General features: G+C 59.7%; 19 protein-coding genes. 17 read left to right on the plus strand and 2 right to left on the minus strand.

What is annotated here, in order from left to right:
• Positions 1-333 precede the first annotated feature (333 nt).
• Together BLR80_RS12695 and BLR80_RS07480 are read left to right on the plus strand one after the other, a co-directional pair.
• Positions 334-669 carry a hypothetical protein gene (locus tag BLR80_RS12695; protein WP_143012107.1) on the plus strand — a complete coding sequence of 112 codons (336 nt, stop codon included), beginning with the start codon at positions 334-336 and terminating at the stop codon, positions 667-669.
• Positions 662-1,342 carry a hypothetical protein gene (locus tag BLR80_RS07480; protein WP_092078103.1) on the plus strand — a complete coding sequence of 227 codons (681 nt, stop codon included), beginning with the start codon at positions 662-664 and terminating at the stop codon, positions 1,340-1,342. Before BLR80_RS12695 ends, BLR80_RS07480 begins: the two co-directional genes overlap by 8 nt.
• 214 nt (positions 1,343-1,556) lie before the next feature.
• Here BLR80_RS07480 and BLR80_RS12940 read toward each other — a convergent pair whose 3' ends face one another.
• Together BLR80_RS12940 and eno are read right to left on the minus strand one after the other, a co-directional pair.
• Positions 1,557-1,718 (minus strand): hypothetical protein, encoded by a 162-nt coding sequence (locus BLR80_RS12940; RefSeq protein ID WP_171906364.1) that lies wholly within the window; start codon positions 1,716-1,718, stop codon positions 1,557-1,559.
• Positions 1,719-2,282: 564 nt separating this feature from the next.
• Positions 2,283-3,569, minus strand: a complete 1,287-nt coding sequence (gene eno / locus BLR80_RS07485; protein WP_092078106.1) for a phosphopyruvate hydratase — start codon at positions 3,567-3,569, stop codon at positions 2,283-2,285.
• A 242-nt stretch (positions 3,570-3,811) separates the two neighbouring features.
• Here eno and BLR80_RS07490 point away from each other — a divergent pair, with 242 nt between their 5' ends.
• The 15 genes from BLR80_RS07490 to lpxA all read left to right on the plus strand — a co-directional run bounded on the left by BLR80_RS07490 (position 3,812) and on the right by lpxA (position 22,417).
• Positions 3,812-4,816: a PhoH family protein gene (locus BLR80_RS07490; protein WP_092078240.1), complete on the plus strand. Its 1,005-nt coding sequence runs from the start codon at positions 3,812-3,814 to the stop codon at positions 4,814-4,816.
• On the plus strand, positions 4,813-7,194 hold the full coding sequence (locus BLR80_RS07495) for an HD family phosphohydrolase (RefSeq protein ID WP_092078109.1): 2,382 nt from the start codon (positions 4,813-4,815) through the stop codon (positions 7,192-7,194). Before BLR80_RS07490 ends, BLR80_RS07495 begins: the two co-directional genes overlap by 4 nt.
• Positions 7,181-7,588: an rRNA maturation RNase YbeY gene (gene ybeY / locus BLR80_RS07500; protein WP_245691408.1), complete on the plus strand. Its 408-nt coding sequence runs from the start codon at positions 7,181-7,183 to the stop codon at positions 7,586-7,588. The genes BLR80_RS07495 and ybeY overlap by 14 nt, the downstream gene beginning before the upstream one ends.
• Positions 7,589-7,594: 6 nt before the next feature.
• The gene (locus BLR80_RS07505; RefSeq protein WP_092078246.1) at positions 7,595-8,458 is read left to right on the plus strand and encodes a hemolysin family protein; all 864 of its coding nucleotides are present in this window, start codon (positions 7,595-7,597) and stop codon (positions 8,456-8,458) included.
• Complete coding sequence (gene lnt, locus BLR80_RS07510) at positions 8,445-9,944, plus strand: apolipoprotein N-acyltransferase (RefSeq protein WP_171906365.1); 1,500 nt, start codon at positions 8,445-8,447, stop codon at positions 9,942-9,944. The genes BLR80_RS07505 and lnt overlap by 14 nt, the downstream gene beginning before the upstream one ends.
• Before the next feature lie 7 nt (positions 9,945-9,951).
• A complete protein-coding gene (locus BLR80_RS07515) occupies positions 9,952-12,138 on the plus strand; it encodes a Tex family protein (protein WP_092078114.1) in 2,187 nt (728 codons plus the stop codon).
• A gap of 114 nt (positions 12,139-12,252) precedes the next feature.
• Positions 12,253-13,345, plus strand: a protein-coding gene (gene prfB / locus BLR80_RS07520; protein ID WP_143012108.1) for a peptide chain release factor 2 whose coding sequence is annotated in 2 segments (ribosomal slippage) — positions 12,253-12,321 and positions 12,323-13,345 — 1,092 coding nt in all. Because the reading frame shifts where the segments join, the coding sequence is not laid out codon by codon here.
• Between the two features lie 237 nt (positions 13,346-13,582).
• Positions 13,583-15,067, plus strand: a complete 1,485-nt coding sequence (gene lysS, locus BLR80_RS07525; RefSeq protein ID WP_092078117.1) for a lysine--tRNA ligase — start codon at positions 13,583-13,585, stop codon at positions 15,065-15,067.
• A gap of 46 nt (positions 15,068-15,113) precedes the next feature.
• Positions 15,114-16,370: a lipoprotein-releasing ABC transporter permease subunit gene (locus tag BLR80_RS07530; protein ID WP_092078120.1), complete on the plus strand. Its 1,257-nt coding sequence runs from the start codon at positions 15,114-15,116 to the stop codon at positions 16,368-16,370.
• A complete protein-coding gene (locus tag BLR80_RS07535) occupies positions 16,363-17,085 on the plus strand; it encodes an ABC transporter ATP-binding protein (RefSeq protein WP_092078123.1) in 723 nt (240 codons plus the stop codon). The genes BLR80_RS07530 and BLR80_RS07535 overlap by 8 nt, the downstream gene beginning before the upstream one ends.
• A gap of 157 nt (positions 17,086-17,242) precedes the next feature.
• The gene (gene bamA / locus BLR80_RS07540; RefSeq protein WP_092078126.1) at positions 17,243-19,546 is read left to right on the plus strand and encodes an outer membrane protein assembly factor BamA; all 2,304 of its coding nucleotides are present in this window, start codon (positions 17,243-17,245) and stop codon (positions 19,544-19,546) included.
• 45 nt (positions 19,547-19,591) lie between these two features.
• Positions 19,592-20,113, plus strand: a complete 522-nt coding sequence (locus BLR80_RS07545) for an OmpH/Skp family outer membrane protein (RefSeq protein ID WP_092078129.1) — start codon at positions 19,592-19,594, stop codon at positions 20,111-20,113.
• A gap of 27 nt (positions 20,114-20,140) precedes the next feature.
• Complete coding sequence (lpxD, locus tag BLR80_RS07550) at positions 20,141-21,178, plus strand: UDP-3-O-(3-hydroxymyristoyl)glucosamine N-acyltransferase (protein ID WP_092078132.1); 1,038 nt, start codon at positions 20,141-20,143, stop codon at positions 21,176-21,178.
• Positions 21,179-21,187: 9 nt separating this feature from the next.
• Positions 21,188-21,631, plus strand: a complete 444-nt coding sequence (gene fabZ / locus BLR80_RS07555; protein ID WP_092078135.1) for a 3-hydroxyacyl-ACP dehydratase FabZ — start codon at positions 21,188-21,190, stop codon at positions 21,629-21,631.
• 9 nt (positions 21,632-21,640) lie between these two features.
• Positions 21,641-22,417, plus strand: a complete 777-nt coding sequence (lpxA, locus tag BLR80_RS07560; protein WP_092078138.1) for an acyl-ACP--UDP-N-acetylglucosamine O-acyltransferase — start codon at positions 21,641-21,643, stop codon at positions 22,415-22,417.

Consider the following 22,417-nt stretch of genomic DNA (forward strand, 5'->3'; position numbering starts at 1 on the left):
CTACAACGAGCGAAGTTCAGCGGAGCGCTGCAATGGTCGCTTCAAGGATGAGTTTGGCGGCCGCAGCATTCAGGTTCGCGGCCCGGACAAGGTCATGATGCATGCCATGTTCGGTATCGTCACTTTATTTGCCGACCAGTTGCTCAAAGTCACTGGTTGCTGATGTCAAAGAACAAGAAACTGGAGCTCTGAGGGGGGACGTCCGTCCGGAAATCCGGAAAAGATCCCTTTCTGGCCTGATTTTCGGGCCCAAGCCGGCACTCATGTCCCCAGATCGTTTGTCAACGCCTCAGCTCAGAACTTTTTGCAAGAGGCTCTATAGAAAGATATTATTTGAAATGGCTTTTTAGTCATGTAGATTTTTTTTCCGAAATGATAGAGCCTTTAAGAGATGGAGAAAGCTATAGGAATTCTGAAAATATATTTTTTTCATTTTATAAAATACTTTGTGAACTTTTTTTAGTAAAAACTGATAGTCATAGCAGTCTTAAGAGTGATTCCTTAATATCTCTCGTAGAAAGAAATATCTCCTATCTGGATAATATTTTACTTGTTTCAGATGAACATGAAAAAAAAATAAAAAAAATAAAATATATGCAACATAAAAGTCAGTATCAGTTTGACAACCTCTTGAAAAATTTGTTGGGGAATGAAAGTGAGCATGCTTAGTATATTTAATAAATTAGGTGATATAATATTTGAACCGATAAATTTGGTTACCGACTGGGCGCGTGAGCCCCTTAAAAAAAGAGATCATCTTAGATGTCTTGAAGCTAAAGAACATGAGATGAACCTAGAGGTAAAAAAGAAGACTGAAATAGTGAAAATTATATCCGAAATTGAAGAAATCAGGAAGGATAAAGATTTTTCAAGGATGAAAGCTGTTTCGGATGCTATCATGCAATACCAAGAATGTCTGACAAAGTTAAATATCAATGCTATAAATGCTATTGGTCATATGCAGCTGGATTTAAGAGAGAAGGCGCAGACTTTGGTTTATGATAAAACTAGAAAGTATAAGCAGCTACAAGATGATGCACACCTGCAAGCGCAGGATGAAATAATTAAAATTGAAACGATGTTTTCTGGTAATGAATCGGCAAAGAATATCTTATATCGTTCAGTAGATATAAGACTTGCCAATATTATTTCGACAGCGCAAAATTTCTTAGTAGAGTTGAATAATGACATTACTGTTCTAAACAAAAGTATAAACTTATTAACTGAACAGGGCCAAACTTTTATAGAAAGCCATCTGCAGCAGTTTCATGTGGTTACAAATAGTGGTTTGCTTCCACCTGTAAACCAACAAAAAATAAGCAGTGATGGCTTAGAGGAATGACTTATAACCATTTTACACAAAGCTCCCACCGGACCTTGTCCGGCGAGGGCTTTTGCGTGTGAACTGCTATTGGGAATTAGCTCAGACTGAAGAGTTTCTTGCTGTTGGTTTTTTTTGCTGGCTGCCATGTGGTTTGTCCCTCGCCCGCAGTGCTCGTTATGGTCGTGCGGGCGAAGACTTTGGCGAGGGGGGGCGTTGGCTTCGGCATGACGGATCAAGCGATGCCGGAAAATCTGTTTTGCTCAATGACGATTTCAAGTGCATTGACGCGATAAACGTAGGGTTTTTCGGTGTCAATTCCCAGTTCCTTGAGCAAGGTAGCAACGACATGGGGTTTTTTGCCGATGATTTCTTTCAAGGGAATGGTGATAGACATGGTGAGATCTTCTTTTTGTCTGGTTTTCACTCTGCGAAACATGACAAGCAGCCTTCCGTTGGATGGATTGAGGCGGTTGAACCCGGTTGTCTTGTAGATGTTCATTCGCAAAGAGCGGGCCAAAGCCGGGCTGTGATCAGTAAGGTCTCATTCAAGTGCTTAAAATTGAAATAGATTTTTGAGGCAGATCTTTTGGTGAATGCTGAAACTGCTTCATTTTGCTTTGCGAAATGGGGATCATGCTGCGCTGTCGTCAGGTTGCCGGTGTTGCAAAGTTCGTCATTTGGCTCTGTTTGCCGGGCTGATTGTGTTTGAACTGGCCTTTTTGTCCACAACTCCTAGGGAAATCAGGGACACCGGGATATCCAGGGAGACAAAAAACAGAGGAACTCATGGTTGGGCGGGCTGAAAATGGTACCAGCAACATTCCGTCAAGCGGAAAAGTCCTTTCGGCGGTTGTTGCAATCTTGGGATTGCCCTTGGTTTAAGGCGCTGTGCCCGCATAAAAAAACCCGCCAGGCATGTTAGCCGGCGGGTTTTTTATGAACCTATTGCTATTGAAGATCAGCGCAGGTTGTAGAACACCTGACGGCCATTGAAGCGGGCAGTGGTGCCAAGTTCTTCTTCAATGCGCAACAACTGATTGTATTTGCAGATGCGGTCGGTGCGGCAGAGGGAGCCGGTTTTGATCTGGCCGGCGTTGGTGGCGACGGCCAGATCGGCGATGGTGGCATCCTCGGTTTCGCCGCTGCGGTGCGAGATGACGCAGGTGTAGCCGGCCCGTTTGGCCATTTCGATAGCTTCGAGGGTTTCGGTGAGGGTGCCGATCTGGTTGACCTTGATCAGGATGGAATTGGCGATGCCCTTGTCGATGCCTTCGCGCAGGATGGCGCTGTTGGTGACGAACAGGTCGTCGCCGACAATCTGGATTTTATTGCCGAGGCGTTCGGTCAGCAGCTTCCAGCCGTCCCAGTCGTTTTCGGCCATGCCATCCTCAATCGAGATGATGGGATAGCGCTCGACCAGGTCGGCGTAGAATTCGACCAGTTCGGCAGCGGTTTTGCGCGGCTGGGCTTCGTTTTCCAGCAGGTAGACGCCATCCTTGTACAACTCTGAAGAGGCCACGTCCAGTGCCAGCAGCACTTCTTCACCGGCCTTGTAGCCGGCGGCGGCGATGGCTTCCATGATGACCTGCAGGGCTTCCTCGTTGCTGCCGAGGTTGGGGGCGAAACCGCCCTCGTCGCCGACGGCGGTATTGTAGCCCTTGGCCTTGAGTACCTTCTTCAGGGCGTGGAAGATTTCCGCTCCCATGCGCAGCGCCTGGCTGAAGCTGACGGCGCCGGCCGGCATGATCATGAATTCCTGAATGTCGACATTATTGTCGGCATGAGCGCCGCCATTGAGAATGTTCATCATCGGCAGCGGCAGTTCCTTGGCGTTGGGGCCGCCAAGATACTGATAAAAGGGCAGGCCAGCTTCCTGGGCGGCGGCCCGGGCGCAGGCCAGCGACACGCCGAGCATGGCGTTGGCGCCGAGGTTTGATTTGGTTTCGGTGCCGTCGAGTTCAATCAGGTGGGCGTCGATACCGGCCTGGTCGCTGACTTCCCAGCCGATCAGGGCATCGCTGATGGTTTCATTGACATTGGCCACCGCTTTGAGCACGCCCTTGCCCAGATAGCGGGCGCCATCGCCGTCGCGTAGCTCCAGGGCCTCGCGCTCGCCGGTGGAGGCGCCGCTGGGGACGGCGGCGCGGCCCATGACACCGCTTTCGAGGTAGACATCAACTTCAACGGTGGGGTTGCCGCGCGAATCGAGGATTTCGCGGGCGTAAATGTCGAGGATGTTGCTCATGCAGATCTCCTTCATGTGCGCTGTGACGCCCGTCGGCGCCGTTGCCGGGGCGGACGGGCGGGCCGGAAAAGCCTGTTTGCGTCCGCCGGTTTCTGTAGTATAGTCGGGCGCTGTCTTTATAGCACAGGCGCCCGTAATTGGAACCTTCTTTTCCGGGCCGGCCGCTGTCCGCAGCGGCTTTTGCCGGCAAACGCAATAAGGCGGCGCCGGCGCCCTGTGTGTTCCGCCATCACGAGGTCTGGTTGAAGAACGACTCCCTCCGCTGCAGCGTTACGCCGTCTGATACGCGTATCGCGCATGCCCTGTTTGGCCAGCACAATTGCCATCTGCGCCAGATTGAAACCCTGCTGCCGGTTGCCCTGCACAGCCGCGGCCAGACAGTGACCATCAGTGCCGCCGATCCCCTGGCGGCCGAACTGGCCCAGCGTCTGCTGCTGCAACTGGCCGAGCTGCTGGAAAAGGGTTACCCCCTCTACCCGGCCGATATCGACTGCGCTCTCAATATCCTGCGTGCCGATCGTTCGGCACGGCTGGTCGAGATCTTCTTCGATACGGTGCTGATTTCGGCCCGCCACAAGATGATCGGGCCGAAAACCCTCACCCAAAAACAGTACATCGACGCCATCCGTCAGCATGACATCGTCTTTGGTGTCGGTCCGGCCGGTACCGGTAAGACCTATCTGGCCATGGCCCTGGCGGTGGCGGCCTGGCAACGCAAGGAGGTGCGCCGGATTCTGCTGGTGCGGCCGGCGGTGGAGGCCGGCGAGAAGCTTGGCTTTCTGCCGGGCGACATCGCCGAGAAGGTCAATCCCTACCTGCAGCCGCTCTACGATGCCCTGTTCGACATGGTTGATTTCAAAAAGGGCCAGGAACTCATCACCGAAGGCCTGGTCGAGGTGGCGCCACTGGCTTTCATGCGCGGCCGTACCCTCAACGATTCCTTCATCATTCTGGATGAAGCCCAGAACACCACCAGCGAACAGATGAAGATGTTCCTGACGCGGCTGGGGTTCGGCAGCAAGGCGGTTATCACGGGCGATACCACCCAGGTGGATCTGCCGGCCGGCCGACCCAGCGGCCTGCTCGAAGCCTTGCAACTGCTTGAGGGTGTCGAGGGCATCGCCCAGTGCCATTTCACCGATGTCGATGTGGTGCGCCATCCGCTGGTGCAGCGCATTGTCCGTGCCTATGACCGGGCCCAGGCGGCCGCAACCGCCGGCCGGCCGGCGCAGAGGATCAGCGGATGACCCATAAACGCAGGCGGGAGGCCCAGCGGGCAGCGCGTTTCAGCGGTCCGCTGCAACGGCGGTTGCTGCTGTTACTGCTGGCCCTGTGGCTGACAGTGCTGGTGATGCCCAAGGGTGGTTTCGTGCCCGATGATTACCGGCCGGGCGATATTGTGTTGCGCGACATCAAGGCGCCGCGCGATTTTCTGGTACCTGAGCCGGCGCTGACCGAGAAGAAGCGCCAGGAGGCGGCGACGGCGGTCGTGGCGGTATACGACTACGATCCGCGCCCCGGCCGCATGCTGCTGAAGAATTTGCATGATGTGCTCGTTGCTCTGCGGCCACTGCCGGAAGAGTCTCACGAGACGCAGGAGATGACCGAAGCGCCACCGGAAAGGGTGGCCATGACCACACCGCTGGGTCAGGCGGATATCGAGGCGCTGCTGGAAACGGAACTGAGTGCCGAACAGCTGGCGCTGCTGCAGCACCTGGCGGCCAATGACGACTTTGTCACCCGCATGGGCGGTGTTAGTCATACCGCCTTGCGCCAGCGTACCGTTGCCAGTCTGGATCTGTTTCGCGGCAACTGGCGCGGTGTCATGACGGTGCGCGACCTGGCCACCCAGCAGGAATACCGTATTGAACGAGCCGATGAGGTGATCGGTCTGAGCGACGCTCTTGACCAGTTGCGGCTGGCGCTGACGACCCCGGCGGTGCGGCGCAACGATCTCGACGCTTTTCTGGCACTGTTGCAGAAGCTGCTGCGGCCGAGCCTGACCTTCAACCAGAGTGAAACGGAGAACCGCCGGCTGGCGGCGGCTGAGGCGGTGCAGCCGGTGGTGCAGCAGGTCAAGCGTGGCGAGATGATTGTGCGCGAGGGTGACCGCGCCAGCGATGAGCAGATCCGGCGGCTGCAGGCCCTGCGCGACTCGGCCGATCTGGCCAAGGGCGTGCGCACGGCGGTTGGCCTGTTTGGCGCCATCGCGCTGTTGTTCTGGGTGGTACACCATTTCGCCCGTCGCAATATCCGCAAGTACGCGCCCAACACCCGCGACCTGTTGTTCATGGTGCTGGTGTTCGGTGTGCTGTTCATGCTGCTCAAGGTGGGCATCTTCGTGTCGGGCGCCATGCAGAGCGCCTTTCCCTACATCGATTCGGCCTGCTATTACTATGCGCTACCCTTTGCTGCCGGTGCCATGCTGGTGCGCGTGGTGCTCAATTCCGAGGTGGCGCTGGTCTTTTCCATTTTGCTGTGTCTGATGATCGGCCTGCTGTTTGGTGATAATCTGTTCATGGCTTTTTACGCCCTGGCCGGCAGTCTGACCGCCGCCCACTGGGTGCGCCATAGCAAGGCGCGCAGCAATCTGTATCGCGCCGGCGGCTATCTGTCGCTGGTCAATCTGCTGATGGTGCTGGCCATCCACGCCGTCGGCGGTCATCCCTACGACTCCCAGCTGCTCTACCGTCTCGGTTTTGCCGCGGTTGGCGGTTTTATCTGCGCCGTCATTGTCAACGGCACCATCGCCCTGATTGAATCGGTCTTCAAATACACCACCGATTTCAAGCTGATGGAGCTGGCCAACATGAACACGCCGATTCTGCGGGAATTGATGATCCAGGCGCCCGGCACCTATCACCACTCCATTGTCGTCGGTAATCTGGTGGAGAACGCTGCCGAGGCGATTGGCGCCAATCCGCTGCTGGCGCGGGTGGCGGCCTACTACCATGACATCGGCAAGATTCGCAAACCGCTCTATTTTGCCGAGAATATCCGTGGTCAGGAAAACCGCCACGACAAGCTGGCGCCGTCGATGAGTGCCTTGATCCTGATTTCGCACCTGAAGGATGGGGTCGAGCTGGCGCGCGAGAACAAGCTGGGGCGCGAACTCATCGACATCATTCGTCAGCACCACGGCACCTCGCTGATCAAGTTCTTCTACGACAAGGCGCTGCAGCGTGACAAGGACGGTCAGGTCAACGAACAAGACTACCGCTATCCGGGGCCCAAGCCGCAGACGCGCGAGGCAGCCCTGATCATGCTGGCCGACGCCGTTGAGGCCGCCGGCCGCACATTGTCCGATCCGACGCCGGCCCGCATCCAGGGGATGGTGCAGAAGATCATCAACAAGATCTTCATCGATGGCCAACTCGATGAGTGCGAACTGACGCTGAAGGATTTGCACGAGATCGCCAAGAGTTTCAACCGCATCCTGTCCGGTATCTTCCACCAGCGGGTGGAATATCCCGAACCGGCCTACAAGGAACGTGACGCCAAACGGGAGGTCAAGAAGAAAACCGGTGAAGATCTACCTCGAGAATCAACAGACGAACCAATGGTTCCCGCGGCCGCGCCTGCGGCGGGTAGCGCGGACGATCTTAAGCGCCTTGGCATGTCCTGAGGATGCCGAGCTGTCGGTCATTGTGGTCGATGATGCCCGTATCCGCGAGATTAACCGCGACTATCTGCAGCGCGACAAGAGCACCAATGTCATCTCCTTTGCCCAGCAGGAAGGCGAGGGCGGCCAACTCTGCCCCGGCCTGCTGGGGGATGTGGTGATCTCGGCCGATACCGCCGCGCGCGATGCCGCTGAAGCGGGCGTGCCGCTGTTTCACGAGCTGGCCTTTCTGCTGTTGCACGGCATTCTGCATCTGGTGGGCTACGATCACGAACGCGGCACGGCCGAGCAGGCGGCGGCGATGGAAGCGAAGGAACAGGAACTGTTCGGTCTGCTGCGCGACAGCGGGCTGCTGGATGTGAGCCGGTTGCGGCCGGCTGCGGCCGAGGGAGATTGATTGATCATGGACGGAAGCGACCCGGACGCGAAGCGTCCCTTCTGGCAACGTTTGTTCGGTTGGCGTCGCCAGCCGGTGTTTTCCGAGGAAGAGTTGCACGAGCTGATCCAGGCCTCCGAGCAGCAGGGGGTGATCAACGCCGAGGAAGGCGAGATGTTCAGCTCCATCATCGAGTTCGGCGAAACCATCGTGCGCGAGGAGATGATTCCGCGCACCGAGATGCACTGCTGTCCGGTGGACGCCCGCCTGAGCGAAATGATTGAAATCATCATCCGCTATGGTCATTCGCGTATTCCGGTTTATGAGCAGACCCTCGACCATATCATCGGTCTGGTCTACGCCAAGGATCTGCTCAAATACTGGGGTGCCAGCGACGAGGCTGTCAGTTTGCGGCAGATCATGCGGCCGCCCTATTTTGTGCCGGAAACCAAACGCATTGAGGAACTGCTGCACGAATTCCGCAGCCAGCGGGTGCATCTGGCCATCGCTGTCGACGAGTATGGCGGCACCTCGGGCCTGATTACGCTGGAGGACCTGATTGAAGAGATTATCGGCGATATCAAGGACGAGTATGATGTCGAGGAGGATCTGCTGATCGACGAGGGCGGCGGCGTGGTCAATGTGGATGCCCGGCTGAACCTGTATGAGCTGGAGGACCATTTCGATTTGCCGGAGATTCCGCGCAACCAGTTCGATTCCGTTGGCGGGCTGCTGCTGCATCAGCTGGGCCGGGTGCCCAAGACGGGTGAAAAACTGGCCTATGAGCAGCTGTGTTTCGAGGTGCTCGACAGCGATGCCCGTGCCATTCACCGGGTGCGGGTGTGGCGCTGTGGCGCCGTGGCGGCCGAGGAGACCTATGGCGCGTCCTGAAATGCTGGCGGCCATCGCCAGCGGTATTCTGCTGGCGCTGCCCTTTCACTGGCCGGCCTGTTATGGGCTGGCCTTTGTTGCGCTGGTGCCCCTGATGCTGCACGGCCGGCGCCGGCCCTGGCGCAGCGGTCTGTTGGCCGGGGCGGTGTTTTACGCCCTGGTGCTGTACTGGATCAACCTAGTGATGGTGCGGTTTGGCCAGTTGCCCTGGGCCCTGGCTCTGCCGCTCTATCTGCTGCTGGTGCTCTATCTGGCCGGCTTCTGGGGTGCCGCCTGCTGGTGCTGTGAGCGCCTGCGCCAGCGGTTGCGGCTGTCGCCGCTGTTGCTCTGGCCAGTGGTCTGGTTGGTGGCCGAATACGGCCGCAGCTGGTTGCTGACCGGCTTTCCCTGGGGCAATCCGGTCTATGCCCTGATGGGACAGCCGCTGCTGCTGCAGAGCGCCGATCTGGCTGGTTTGTGGCTGCCTCTGGCCCTGCTGTTGCTGGTCAACGCTCTGGTGGCGCAGCTGTGGACCTGCGTTCGCCAGGATCGGCCCTGGCCGCGCGGCGCCCTGCTGCTGACCGGGCTGCTGTTGCTGGCCAACAGCCTGTACGGTGTCTGGCGCGGGCAGTCCGTGGCCGAAGATGGCGAGCCGCTACGGGTGGCGCTGATTCAGGGCAATATCGACCAGGATCTCAAGTGGAACCCGGCTCATCTGGAAGAAACCCTGCAGCGTTACGAGAATCTCAGCCGGCAGGCGCCCGCCGCGGCACTGCTGGTCTGGCCGGAGAGTGCCACGCCGTTTTTCTATCAGAGTGGCGGCGCGGCGGCCGAACGTGTCCGCCAGCTGGCCCGGCAGGGCCGCCAGACGCTGCTGTTCGGTTCGCCGGCCTACGATAACGCTAGCGATGGCCGCCGCCGCTATCTCAACAGCGCCTTTGCCATAGATTCCGAGGGGCGGTTGCTGGGTCGCAGCGACAAGGTGCATCTGGTGCCCTTTGGCGAATATGTGCCCCTGGCGCGGCTGTTGACCTTTGTCGACAAGCTGGCGGAAGGCATCGGTGATTTTATGCCCGGCCAGATGCGACCTCTGCCGCTGGCGGGCGTGGCCGGCGGCGTGTTGATCTGTTACGAAGCCATTTTCCCCGAGTTGGCGCGCCAGCAGGTGGCCCAGGGAGCGCAGCTGCTGGTCAACCTGACCAACGATGCCTGGTTCGGACGCACGGCGGCACCCTGGCAGCATCTGGCCATGGCGCGGTTACGGGCCATCGAAAACCGCCGTTATCTGGTGCGCAGCGCCAACAGTGGCATTTCCGCCATCATCGATCCGGCCGGCCGTTTGCTGGCTCACTCGCCGCTGTTTGTCGCCACCTCGGTTGAAGGGGTGGTGTATGGCCGCACGGACTTGAGTCTGTACAGCCGGCTGGGCGATCTGGTGCCCCGCTGTCTGACCCTGGTGGTACTGCTGTGGTTGTGGCAGAGCCGCCGTTCCCTGCCCGCTTTCTGAGAAGCCCATGACCCTCGCCTTTGCCGACCCCTATACCGACAGTATCGCCGCCGATCTGCAGTTGCGGCCGCAGCAGGTGGCTGCCGTTCTTGAGCTGCTGGCCGATGGTGCCACCTTGCCCTTCATTGCCCGTTACCGCAAGGAACGCACGGGCAGCCTCGACGAGGTGGCCATTGCCGCCGTACGCGATGCCCACGCCAGTCGCGACGCGCTGGAGAAGCGCCGTGCCGCCATTGTGGCCAGTCTGTCCGAGCGCGAGCTCTATGTTGACGATCTTAAGGTCGCCATCGACAGTGCCATCAGTCTGCGCCAGCTGGAAGATCTCTACCTGCCGCATCGTCCCAAACGTCGCACCCGGGCCAGCGTTGCCCGTGAACGTGGGCTGGAACCGCTGGCTCGGCAGCTGCTGCACGAGGGTGCAGCGGAACAGGTCGCCGCCGCCTTTGTCGCCGCCGACAGCGCTGTGCCGACAGTGGCGGAGGCCTTGGCCGGCGCGCGCGACATCATTGCCGAATGGGTCAGTGAGGACGCGCCGACGCGAGCCGCCCTGCGCGAGCTGTTTGCCGCCAAAGCCTGTCTGACCAGTAGCGTCGTGGCCGACAAGACGGCTCAGGCGCAGAAATTCAGTGACTATTTTGACTGGTCGGAAAAGGCCGCCACTGTGCCATCGCACCGGCTGCTGGCCATTCTGCGGGGCGAAAACGAAGGGTGCCTGAAGGTCGGTCTGCGGCCCGAGGCCGACGAGGCGCTGGCGCTGTTGCAGCGCCGTTTTATCCGCCGGCAGCACAGCGTCGAACAGTTGCGTCTGGCTCTTGAGGATAGCTACCGCCGCCTGCTGGCGCCGGCCATGGAAACGGAGCTGCGCAACCAGCTTAAACAGAAGGCCGATAGCGAGGCCATCCGCGTTTTTCGGGCCAATCTGCGGGAATTGCTCATGGCCGCCCCCCTGGGCCAGAAGGCGATTCTGGCGATTGACCCGGGGTTTCGGACCGGCTGCAAACTGGTCTGTCTCGATCCGCAGGGCAAGCTGCTGCACCATGCGGTGATCTATCCCACCATGAGCGAACGGGCCGTCGCCGAGGCCGGCCAGTTGCTGCAGGAGCTGGTGCGGCGCCATGCCATTGAGGCCATCGCTATCGGCAATGGTACTGCCAGTCGCGAGACCGAGGCCTTTGTCCGCCGCTGTGGCCTGCAGCCGCAACCGATCATTGTGCAGGTCAGCGAGAGCGGCGCTTCGATCTATTCCGCGTCGGAGATTGCCCGCCAGGAGTTTCCCGACCTTGATCTCACCGTGCGCGGCGCCATCTCCATCGGTCGGCGGTTGGCCGATCCGCTGGCCGAACTGGTCAAGCTCGATCCCGGCTCCATCGGTGTCGGCCAGTATCAGCATGATGTGGATCAGGTTGCCCTGAAGGCGGCCCTTGATGACACGGTGGCTTCCTGCGTCAACAGCGTCGGCGTCGAACTCAATACCGCCAGTGCCGCGCTGCTGGCCTATGTGTCGGGACTGGGACCGCAGCTGGCTCGCAACATTGTCGCCCATCGTGATGCCCAGGGGCCCTTTGGCAGCAAGGCCGAACTGAAGAAGGTCAAGCGGCTGGGGCCAAAGGCCTTCGAGCAGGCTGCCGGGTTTCTGCGCATTCGCACCGCGGCCGATCCGCTCGACCGCTCGGCGGTCCACCCCGAGCGTTTCGCCCTGGTGCGCCGGATCTGCCGTGACCATCACACCTGTGTGACAGAGCTGATGGCCAGCGCCGAAAAACGTCAGGCTATTGATCTGCGGCCCTATTGCGATGACGAGGTCGGGCTGCCGACCCTGACGGATATTCTGGCTGAACTGGCCCGCCCCGGCCGCGATCCGCGCCAGCAGTTCGAGGTCTTTGCCTTTGCCGAGGGCATCGAGAAGATCAGTGATGTGCAGGTGGGCATGCGCTTGCCGGGCATTGTCACCAATGTCACCAACTTTGGTGCCTTTATTGATATCGGGGTGCATCAGGACGGCCTGGCCCATATCAGCCAGTTGGCCGACAGCTTTGTCGCCGATCCGGCGACGGTGGTGAAGGTGGGCCAGCGGGTACAGGCGCTGGTGATTGCCCTCGATGTGCCCCGCAAACGCATCAGCCTGTCGCTGCGGTCGGCGCCGGCCGCTGCCAATGGTGATCGGGCGGCGCCAGCAGCCCGCCGGCGTGGCTGAGACTTTCTCGCCCGCGGGCAGAAAAAAAACCTGTCCCCGGCAGGGGCAGATATGTCAGTATGGCGGGCTGTCACCACCCGGGCGGATGCCTCCGGCACCAAGGAGAGAAATGAAATGTTTCGCGAAGAACATGAACAGATGGATCAGCTGCAGACCAAGCTCGACGAGCTGAGGAGGTATCTTTGACCTCGATGGCAAACGGGAGCGCATCGCCGAGCTGGAAGCGGAAATCGCCCGGCCGGATTTCTGGAATCAGGGCGATCTGGCGCAGGAGCGCCTGAAGGAACGCACCGGACTGCACAAGCAGGTCGACGGTTGGGATAAGGCCAGCGCCGCGCTGGAAGAGGCGCGTCTGCTGGTGGAACTGGGCGAAGAGGAACGCGACGAAAGCGTGCGCCAGGAGGTCAGTGCCAATCTGGCCCAACTGCGCCGCCAGGTTGACGCCATGGAGTTTGCCCGCATGCTTAGCGGGCCGCATGACGCCAATGACGCGATCTTCAGCATCAATGCCGGCGCCGGCGGCACCGAGGCGCAGGACTGGGCTGACATGCTGTTGCGGCTGTATCTGCGTTTTTGTGAAAAAAAGGGTTTCAAGACCACCATCACCGACTATCAGCCGGGCGACGATGCCGGCATCAAAAGTGTGACCTTTACCGTTGAGGGCGATTATGCCTACGGCTGGCTGCGGCCGGAGATGGGCATTCACCGGCTGGTGCGCATTTCTCCCTTTGACGCCGCCTCCAAGCGCCACACCTCGTTCTGCTCGGTGTTTGTCTTTCCTCAGCTCGATGACAGCATTGAGGTCGATCTGCAGGAAAAAGACATCAAGATCGATACCTTTCGCGCCAGTGGCGCCGGTGGTCAGCACATCAACAAGACCGATTCGGCCATCCGCATCACCCATCTGCCGACGGGTATTGTGGTGGCCTGCCAGAGCCAGCGTTCCCAGCACAACAACAAGGCCGAGGCGTTGCGCCAGCTCAAGGCGCGACTGTACGAAATGGAGATGGAGAAGAAGCAGGAACAGGCCAATGCCCTTACCGGCGAGAAGAAGGAAATCGCCTGGGGCAGCCAGATCCGTTCCTATGTGCTGCATCCCTATCGCATGGTCAAGGATCATCGCACCGGCCATGAGGTCGGCAATACCGACGCCGTGCTTGACGGCGATATCGAGGATTTTATCGTCGCCTATCTGCTGGCCCGCTGATCCGGCGGCTGGCAGGGTGCGTCGCAGGGATTGCTGGCTGCAGACGCGCCCGCCAAAGAAAAGATGGTGGCGCAAAAACGCGTCAACGGCGGTGCTGCCGCCCTTGTTTCGTGGCTTCGACGGACGTTGCTTTCGCCGCGTTGCTCAAGCACTGGCCCGCCTTGCCTTTGCCGCTTTTTGCCTGGCCATCCAACGCGATGCGGTTTGTCAAAGCATCAAGGAAAGGAAATGCATCCCATGGAAGAACTCAACGAACAGGTAGCCCAGCGGCTGGCCAAGGCCGAGCAATTGCGGGACGAGGGAATCAACCCCTACGCCAACGATTTCAGGGTCGAACATCTGGCTGCCGAGGTGCAGCAACGCCATGCCGAGGATGACGGCGCGGCGCTGGAGCAGGCTGACCTGTCCTATGTGCTGGCTGGCCGCGTCATGGCGCGGCGTGATTTCGGCAAGGCCGCTTTTGTGCAGTTGCAGGACCGCAGTGGCCGACTGCAGATCTATCTGGCCAAAAACCAGCTGGGTGAAGCCGGTTTTGCCCTGTACCAGCGTCTCGATATCGGTGACATCATCGGTGTGGTTGGCGTGCCGTTCCGTACCAAGACCGGCGAATTGTCGCTGCGGGTCGATCAGCTGCGGCTGCTGACCAAGGCGCTGCAGCCACTGCCGGAAAAATGGCACGGTCTGACCGATGTCGAAACCCGCTATCGCCAGCGCTATCTCGATCTGATCGTCAATCCGCAGGTCAAGGAGGTGTTCCGCAAGCGCAGCCAGATCATCGGCCTGATCCGCAGCTTCATGCAGCAGCGCGATTTTCTGGAGGTGGAAACACCGATGATGCAGCCGCTGGCCGGCGGCGCCACGGCACGGCCCTTCGTTACCCACCACAACACCCTGAAGATGGATCTGTTCCTGCGCATCGCGCCGGAGCTGTATCTCAAGCGGCTGGTGGTGGGCGGTTTCGAGCGGGTGTTTGAAATCAATCGCAACTTCCGCAATGAGGGCATCTCCATCCAGCATAACCCTGAATTTACCATGATGGAGTTTTATCAGGCCTACGCTACCTACCATGATCTGATGGACCTGACCGAAGAGTTGATCTGTCAGGTGGCCCGCCAGGTCTGTGGCGGGCTGGTGATTCCCTATGGCGGCAAGACGGTCGATTTGACCCCGCCCTGGGATCGGCTGACGGTCAAGGAAGCCATCCTCAAATATGGCGATATCCGTGCCGCTGAGCTGGATGACCCGGCAACGGCGCTGGCCTACGCCCGTCGGCTGGGGCTGGAGCTTGCCGAGCCCATCGGATATGGCAAGCTGCTGACTGAACTGTTTGACGCCGTGGCCGAACCCCGGCTGTGGCAGCCGACCTTCATTACCGAATACCCGACGGAGGTGTCGCCGCTGTCGCGCAAAAACGACCAGCGGCCGGAGGTGGTCGACCGCTTCGAACTGTTCATTGTCGGCCGCGAGCTGGCCAACGCCTTTTCCGAACTTAACGATCCGCTGGACCAGAAGGCCCGTTTTCTCAAGCAGCTGGAGGAAAAGGAGGCCGGTGACGAAGAGGCTCACGCCATGGACGAGGATTACATTCGCGCACTGGAATACGGTCTGCCGCCGACGGCGGGAGAGGGTATCGGCATCGACCGGCTGGTCATGCTGTTGACCGACAGCCCGTCGATCCGCGATGTCATTCTGTTCCCGCAATTGCGGCGGGAGCTGCGTTGAACCTCATGCGATACGGCCTGTTTGCGTGCTGGAGGGACGGTCGCTGATGCGCTACGAATGGCTCATCGCCCTGCGCTATCTGCGGGCCAAGCGCAAGCAGACCTTCATTTCGGTCATTTCGTTCATCTCGGTGGCCGGCGTGACCCTCGGGGTGGCGGCACTGATTCTGGTGCTGGCCATCATGACCGGCTTTCACGATGGCGTGCGCCAGCAGATTCTCGGCAACATTCCTCATGTGCTGGTACAGGCGCAGGACGATCGGGCGCGGGACTGGCCCGAGCTGGCCGAACGTTTGCGGCAGGCCGATCCGCGGGTTCGTGCGGTGGCGCCCTTTGTCAGTCAGCAGGTTATGCTGCTGGCCGGCGACCAGGTGACGGCGGTCAACCTCAAGGGGATTGACGCCGACAGCCGGGTTTTGCAGCAGGACTATCAGACTCTTGACGGCCGCTCCCTGGCGGAGCTGTTGTTGCAACCTGCGGGCCGCTATCCCGGTCTGGTATTGGCGGCGGACACCGCCGCCACCCTGGGTGTGGGGCTGGGCCAGCGTGTTGATGTCATCCCGCCCGATTTCAGCCTGACCCCTTTCGGTGTGATCCCCAAGATTCGCCCCTTCGAGGTGGTGGCTATCGCCCGCCAGCGCGGTGGTTTTCTCGATACCTACTATGCCTATCTGGGATTGGAGGCGGCCAGCAGCCTCATCGGCCGCACGGCCGGTCAGCTCAGTGGCCTGGAGATCGAACTGGCCGGCTTTGACCAGGCGCCGGCGGTGGCGGCCCAGCTGCAGCAGCAGCTGGACGCTGGTTTGACGGTGCGCAGCTGGCAGGATCTGTTCGGTTCCTTTCTGGCGGCGCTGAAGCTGGAAAAGCTTGGCCTGTTCATTGTGCTGGCGATCATTGTGCTGGTGGCGGCTTTTAACATCGGCACCACCCTGATCATGGTTGTCATGGAAAAAAACAAGGATATCGCGATTCTGCGTTCCATGGGGGCCAGTGCCGGCAGCATCCTGGCCATTTTTCTGTTCAAGGGGTTGCTGATCGGTCTGTGCGGCACCGGCCTGGGTACCGCTCTCGGTCTGACCCTGGCGCTCAAGGCTGATGCCATCATCCGTGGCCTGGAACGCAGTCTGGGCGTCACCCTGTTTGATTCGGCTGTCTATGGCATGGAACGTTTTCCGTCGCAGGTGGTGCCGGCCGATGTTCTGACCGTGATGGCCACCGCCATGGCCATCTGTCTGCTGGCAACCCTTTACCCGGCCCTGCGGGCCGCCCGGCTTGATCCGGCCGAGGCGCTGCGTTATGAATGAATTCGCTTCGTCCGCTTCTGCGGTCGCGCCAGCCGCTGTGCCCCTGCTGCAGGTTGAAAAACTTGCCAAGGTATTTCAGACCTGTCACGGCCCGGTAACGGTGTTGCAGGATCTCGATCTGAGCCTGAACGCCGGTGAGCGCCTGGCCATTATCGGCGCTTCGGGGTCGGGCAAGACCACGCTGATGCAGATTCTTGGCACCCTGGATCGGCCGACGAGCGGCCGTTGCCGTTTTGCCGGGCGTGACCTGTTCGCCGCTACGGCGGCCGAGCTGAACCGCTTTCGCAATGCCGAACTGGGTTTTGTGTTCCAGTTTCACCAGCTGTTGCCGGAATTCACCGCCCTGGAAAATGTTCTGCTGCCACTGCTGATTGCCCGCCAGAATCGCCATGCCGCCTTGCCGCAGGCCGAGGCGCTGCTGCAGCGGGTGGGCCTGGGCCATCGACTGCACCACAAGCCGGGCCAGCTCTCCGGCGGCGAGCAGCAGCGGGTCGCCATTGCTCGCGCTTTGGTGCGACGGCCGCGCCTGCTCATTGCCGACGAGCCGACCGGCAATCTCGATGGTGATACGGCGCTGGAGATCTATCAGCTGCTGGACGATCTGCATCGCAACAGTGCCCTGACCCTGGTGGTGGTGACCCACAACGAGGCGTTGGCGGCGCGCATGGACCGCATCTGCCGGCTGGAACAGGGCCGTCTGGTGACGCTGGCATGATCCGCTTTGGGCTGGCCGCCGGCCGTCGTGGCGGACTCCAGCTTTTACGTTTACAGGCTGCCGGCCATTTCCTATAATGCCGGCCTTTGAACAGACCGACGCCGGCCTGTCGCCCTGGCGGCAGTGCTGCCTTTATCTGGCAAGGAGAATCATCCGCATGGTGAAACGCGCGAGACTGCTGGCATTGCTGCTTCTGTTGCCGTCGCTACCGGCGGCGGCCGAGGAACTGTCCTTCGCCAGCGTCCGGATTGACGGGGTGCAGCGGGTTGACCGCGCCGCCGTCGAGGCGGTGATCACCACCAGGGCACGTGAGCCGGTGACTGCTGAAACCATTGATGCCGATCTGCGCGCCATCTACGCGCTGGGACATTTCGATGATGTGCGGGCTGAGCAGCGTGACAGCGACGGCGTGCCTCAGCTGGTTTACCACGTCAGTGAACGTCCGTTGGTGCGGCGCATCAGCATTCGCGGCAACGACAAACTCAAGGTCAGTCAGGTGCGCGGCGTGGTGACGCTGCGTACTCCCGGCATTCTCAAAACCCAGGATCTGCAGGCCAGCGAAACGGCTATCCGTCAGCTGTACACCAACGAAGGCTACTACGCCGCCGAGGTGAGCTCGCAGGTGGAGATGCAGGGCAAGAATGAGGCGACCGTCTTTTTCGATATTGTCGAGGGGCCCAAGGTCACCATCGACAACATTCATTTCGAGGGCAACCGTGTCTTCTCCGACCGCAAGCTGCGCAAGTTCATGCAGACGAAACGCTGGTGGATCTTTTCCTGGCTGACCAGCAGCGGGACCTACAACGAGGAAATGCTGCAGAACGACCTGGAACTGATCAAGGAGGAGTATTTCAACAAGGGCTATGTCCGGGTCAAGGTCAAGCAGCCGCATATCCAGCTGTCGGATGACCGCTCGGAGATGGACATCTACATTGAAATCGAGGAAGGCGAGTCCTACAGTACCGGCCAGCTGAGCCTTAAGGGTGACCTGCTTGAAAGTGAGGAGGTTCTGCTCAAAGGGGTGCAGCTGCGCACCGGCGAGACCTTCAGCCGTGAGCTGTTGCGCAAGAGTATCAAGAACCTCAACGACTTCTATGCCGACCGCGGCTACGCCTATGTTAACGTCACACCGCTGACCCAGATTGACGACGACAGCCGCAGTGTTGCGGTTGCCTTTACCATCGAGCAGGGGGTGCAGGTCCACATTGATCGGATTGAGATCGGTGGTAACAGCAAGACCCGTGACAAGGTGGTGCGGCGCGAGATGGTGCTGGTGGAGGGCGATCTCTACAGCGCCAACCGCCTTGAAACCAGCCGCAAGCGTATCAACAATCTTGGCTTCTTCAGCGAGGTTAATGTGGATGCCGTGGCGCACCCGGATGACCCGACGCGGATGGATGTCCATGTCGATGTCAAGGAACAGCCCACCGGTACCTTCAGCGTCGGTTTCGGCTATTCCTCCACCGACGGCTTCATCGGTCAGGGCTCCATCAGTCAGGACAACTTTCTGGGCAATGCCTGGCGCCTGAATCTGGCGGCTTCCATCGGCGGTGATTACAACAATTATCGCATCGGCCTGCTTGATCCCTATTTTCTTGATCGCAATCTGGCCTTGGGTTTCGATCTGTACAAGACCGACCGGGAATGGGATGAATACGATGTTGAGACCACCGGCGGCCAGATCAAGCTCGGCGTGCCGCTGTCGTATGAAAACCGCCTGTTCTTTGTTTATAAATACGAACAGAAGGAGATCTACGATGTTGATCCCTGGTCTTCGGTCTATATACGCAGCCAGGAGGGTAGGTCGACGGTCTCATCGCTCTATGCCTCCATTTCACGCAATACCACCGATTTCCGGCCCGATCCCAGCCGGGGGTACATGTCGGAATTCTCCGTCGAATACGCCGGTCTTGGCGGTACCGAACGTTTTGTCAAAACCATTGCCGATCATCGCCATTTCTTTCCGCTGATGTGGGACTGGGTGTTTTCGCCCCACGGTCAGATTGGCTACCTGACCGAGATCGGCGGCCAGGAACTGCCCCTCGACGAGCGGTTTTATCTCGGCGGTATCAACACCATGCGCGGATTCGATACCCGCGAGGTCGGCCCCTGGCAGCCGCGTGGCTATCCGCAGTACGACGAAAGCGGTAATCTGATTGGCTACGCGCCGTCAGAAACCGAGCGCGATTATATCGGCGGGGTCAAGGTGGCCTTCTTCAACTTCGAACTCATCTTCCCCCTGCTTAAGGACGCTGGTCTCAAGGGTGTGCTGTTTGTCGATGTCGGTAACGCCTGGGGTGAGGACGAGGAGTATTTCTCCGACATGCGTTACAGCGCCGGCGCTGGTATTCGCTGGAACAGCCCGTTGGGGCCGCTGCGGCTGGAATGGGGCTACAACCTCGATCCGTATGACTATGAAGACAAGTCGAAATTCGACTTCTCCATCGGCAAGTTTTTCTAGTGACCCGCCGTCTGTGATGACGGCCTTTCGAAAGGACATCTCCGTATGAAAACCCTGCTCAGTCTGGCAACCCTGCTGCTGCTGTTGGCCACTGCCGCCGGCGCCGCCGATCTCAAGCTCGGCTATGTCGATCTGCAGAAGGCCCTGTCGGTGTCGGAAGCCGGCAAGGTGGCCAAAGCCAAGATCGAAAGCGAGATCGCTGCCATTGAGGATCAGGTACAGCAGCGCCAGAGTGATCTGTCGGCTTTGCAGGAATCGCTCAAGAAGCAGGCAGCCCTGCTGGCAGAGGAGGCCCGCCGCGACAAGGAACTCGAATTCCAGCAGCAGGTGAAGGACTATCAGCGCTACGTCAAGGACAAGCAGGATGAGATGCGTGGCAAGGAAGCGGCCTACACCCAGCAGATCCTGCGTGATCTTGGTGCCCAAGTGGTCGAGCTGTGCAAGAAGGAGAAGATCAGCATGATGATGGAGAAGAGTCAGCTGGTTTACGCCAGCGAAGCTCTCGACTTCACCGACAAGCTTATTGAAGCCTATAACCGCGCCTACAAGGACGGTCACAAGAAATAGCCCTTCCACGAACAGGATGAACCGCGCATGGTAACACTGGCACAGCTGGCCGAATGGGTCGGCGGCCGGGTGGTGGGGGACGACCAGCTCCGGATTGCGGCGCTGGCGCCCCTTGACCAGGCCGGTCCCGGCACCATTACCTTTCTGGCCAATCCGAAGTACCTGCCGGCCCTCAGAACGACGCGCGCCTCGGCGGTGATCATCGATAAACCGCTGGAGCGCGCCGATCTGGCCTATCTGGTGTGTGACAATCCTTATCTGGCCTTCGCCAAGGTGCTCACCCGCCTGCATGTCCGGCCGCCGGCGCCTCTCGGGGTGCTGCCCGGTGCGTCGCTGGCGCCGACAGCGGAGCTGGGCGAACAGGTCACCGTTCATCCCGGCGCGGTGATTGGCGAACGGGTACGTCTTGGCGACGGCTGCCTGATTCACCCCAACGTGGTGCTTTATGCCGATGTTCAGATCGGTCCCGGCTGCGTGCTGCACGCCGGCGTGGTGATCCGTGAAGGCTGCCGCCTCGGTGCCCGCGTCATTGTTGGGCCCAACGCTGTCATTGGCAATGACGGCTTCGGTTTCGCGCCCGAGGACGGGGGTTATTACAAGATTCCCCAGGTCGGAATCGTTGAAATTGGTGACGATGTTGAAATCGGCGCCTGCGCCTGTATAGATCGCGCCACCTTCGGTGTGACCCGTGTCGGCCGAGGCTGCAAGATCGATAATCTGGTGCAGATTGGCCACAATGTCACGGTGGGCGAGGATACGGTGATGGCTGCCCAGGCCGGTGTCGCCGGCAGCACCCGCGTCGGCCGGCATTGCACCTTTGGTGGCCAGTCCGGCACCGCTGGCCATATCCGCGTTGGCGACAACCTGACCCTGGCCGGTCGGGGCGGTATCGTCGGCAACATTGCCGGTGACCAAGTGGTGTCGGGTGTCCCGGCCATTCCGCACCGCGATTGGCTCAAGGCCAGCGCGGCCTTCGCCCAGCTGCCGCAGATGCGGCGCGAACTGGCCGATCTGCGCAGACAGCTGGCGGCACTGCAGCAGGGTCTGACCGTATCGGATAAGTGAGTGAATTCCATGTACCTGACGACAACCGAAATTATGCAACGTCTGCCGCACCGCTACCCGTTTCTGCTGGTCGATGCCATCGAAAGCTATGACCCGGCCGAGGGCTGCATTGTTGGCATCAAGAATGTGACCATCAATGAACCCTTTTTCCAAGGGCATTTCCCTGGTCACCCGATCATGCCCGGTGTGCTGATTATCGAGGCCATGGCCCAGGTCGGCGGCCTGTTTGCTACCTTAAGCGACGCCATTGGCGGCGACAAGGTGACCTATTTCACCGGTATCGACGGTGCCCGTTTCCGCCGGCCGGTGCGGCCCGGTGATGTGCTGCGCATGTCCCTGAAGCTGCTGCGCTGCCGCCGGGGCATCTATCAGTTCCAGGGTGAGGCCCGGGTGGGTGAAGCCCTGGTGGCCGAGGCCGAACTCAAGGCTACCTTTGCCGACAAGGAAGGTTGAACAACCGCTATGGCGATACATCCGACAGCAATCATCGAGCCTGGAGCGAAGCTGGCGGCCGATGTCGAAATCGGTCCTTACAGTCTGATCCGCAAGGATGTGGTCATTGGCTCCGGCTGCTGGATCGGGCCGCATGTGGTCATCGAGGGCTATACCGAGATCGGTCGCGACAACCGCATCTTTCAGTTTGCCTCGGTTGGTGCCGAGCCTCAGGATCTGAAGTTTCACGGCGAGATCAGCACCCTGAAGATCGGCGATCGCAACACCATCCGTGAATCGGTCACCATTCACCGTGGCACCGAGGATGGCGGCGGTGAGACCCGTATCGGTAACGACAACCTGCTGATGGCCTATAGCCATGTGGCGCATGATTGCCGTATCGGTGATCATGTGATTCTGGCCAATGCCGCCACCCTGGCCGGCCATGTCACCGTTGAGGATCATGCCATCCTCGGTGGCATGTCGGCGGTTCACCAGTTTACCCGCATCGGCTGTCATGTGATGGTCAGCGGCGGTTCGATGGTGGCGCAGGACCTGGTGCCCTATGTCATTGCGCAGGGCGACCGCGCCACGGTGGTGGGATTGAATCTGGTGGGGCTCAAGCGGCGCGGCTTTGATGAGTCAACCCTGGCAGCCCTGAAAAAGGCCTATAAGCTGCTGTTCCGCTCCAGTTTGCGGCAGGAGGAGGCTCTTGAAGCCATCCTGCAGCAGGATACCGACTGCACCGATCAGGTGCGCCATCTGGTGGATTTTGTCCGCGCCAGTGTGCGTGGCATTGCCCGCTGA

The organism is Desulfuromonas thiophila (assembly GCF_900101955.1).
Classification (GTDB): Bacteria; Desulfobacterota; Desulfuromonadia; order Desulfuromonadales; family Desulfuromonadaceae; genus Pseudodesulfuromonas; species Pseudodesulfuromonas thiophila.

Bases quoted from the DNA above. Each gene is read 5' to 3' on its own strand.
- BLR80_RS07480 (WP_092078103.1), top strand. From the start codon at position 662: ATGCTTAGTATATTTAATAAATTAGGTGATATAATATTTGAACCGATA.
- BLR80_RS12940 (WP_171906364.1), bottom strand. From the start codon at position 1,718: ATGTCTATCACCATTCCCTTGAAAGAAATCATCGGCAAAAAACCCCAT.
- eno (WP_092078106.1), bottom strand. From the start codon at position 3,569: ATGAGCAACATCCTCGACATTTACGCCCGCGAAATCCTCGATTCGCGC.
- BLR80_RS07495 (WP_092078109.1), top strand. From the start codon at position 4,813: ATGACCCATAAACGCAGGCGGGAGGCCCAGCGGGCAGCGCGTTTCAGC.
- BLR80_RS07505 (WP_092078246.1), top strand. From the start codon at position 7,595: ATGGACGGAAGCGACCCGGACGCGAAGCGTCCCTTCTGGCAACGTTTG.
- lnt (WP_171906365.1), top strand. From the start codon at position 8,445: ATGGCGCGTCCTGAAATGCTGGCGGCCATCGCCAGCGGTATTCTGCTG.
- BLR80_RS07515 (WP_092078114.1), top strand. From the start codon at position 9,952: ATGACCCTCGCCTTTGCCGACCCCTATACCGACAGTATCGCCGCCGAT.
- lysS (WP_092078117.1), top strand. From the start codon at position 13,583: ATGGAAGAACTCAACGAACAGGTAGCCCAGCGGCTGGCCAAGGCCGAG.
- BLR80_RS07530 (WP_092078120.1), top strand. From the start codon at position 15,114: ATGCGCTACGAATGGCTCATCGCCCTGCGCTATCTGCGGGCCAAGCGC.
- BLR80_RS07535 (WP_092078123.1), top strand. From the start codon at position 16,363: ATGAATGAATTCGCTTCGTCCGCTTCTGCGGTCGCGCCAGCCGCTGTG.
- bamA (WP_092078126.1), top strand. From the start codon at position 17,243: ATGGTGAAACGCGCGAGACTGCTGGCATTGCTGCTTCTGTTGCCGTCG.
- BLR80_RS07545 (WP_092078129.1), top strand. From the start codon at position 19,592: ATGAAAACCCTGCTCAGTCTGGCAACCCTGCTGCTGCTGTTGGCCACT.
- lpxD (WP_092078132.1), top strand. From the start codon at position 20,141: ATGGTAACACTGGCACAGCTGGCCGAATGGGTCGGCGGCCGGGTGGTG.
- fabZ (WP_092078135.1), top strand. From the start codon at position 21,188: ATGTACCTGACGACAACCGAAATTATGCAACGTCTGCCGCACCGCTAC.
- lpxA (WP_092078138.1), top strand. From the start codon at position 21,641: ATGGCGATACATCCGACAGCAATCATCGAGCCTGGAGCGAAGCTGGCG.